Genomic DNA, 612 nt, shown 5'->3' with positions numbered 1-612 from the left:
GTCCACAGCCGCGAACGCTCCAGGAAGTCCGCGCCCTCGAAGAGCGCGTCCGCGATCCCGAGGTCGAACACCTGCTGGCCCTTGAGCTGCCGGTTCTGGTTCAGCGCGTTCTCGATGATGACGCTGACCGCGCGGTCGGCGCCGACCAGGTTCGGCAGCAGCGTGCAGCCGCCCCAGCCGGGCACCAGGCCGAGGAAGACCTCGGGCAGCGCGAAGGCGGGCAGCGCCTTGGAGACGGTGCGGTAGGTGCAGTGCAGGCCGACCTCGACGCCGCCGCCCATCGCCGCGCCGTTGTAGTACGCGAAGGTCGGCACCGCGAGCTGGGACAGCCGCTTGAAGACGTCGTGCCCGCCCTTGCCGATGGCCAGCGCGTCCTCGTGCCGCTTGAGCAGCTCGACGCCCTTGAGGTCGGCGCCGACGGCGAAGATGAACGGCTTTCCGGTGAGGCCGACGCCGACGATCTCGCCGTCCGCGGCCTCCTTCTCCACCTGGTCGATGGCCGCGTTCAGGTTGGCCAGCGACTGCGGACCGAAGGTGGTGGGCTTGGTGTGGTCGAACCCGTTGTCCAGGGTGATCAGCGCGAACCGCCCGGCGCCGGGCAGGTCGAGGTGG

The 612-nt window shown here is 70.4% G+C and carries 1 protein-coding gene; it reads right to left on the bottom strand.

The window, feature by feature from the left end; genetic code table 11:
* Positions 1–612, bottom strand: a 612-nt coding sequence (locus KUM32_RS36885) for an enoyl-CoA hydratase/isomerase family protein (protein ID WP_217146234.1), incomplete at both ends; no start/stop codon positions are given.

It is taken from the genome of Streptomyces sp. AC627_RSS907, from assembly GCF_019049165.1.
The sequence above is the reverse complement of the archived record's forward strand: the minus strand, read 5'-3'. Positions and strand labels throughout refer to the sequence as shown.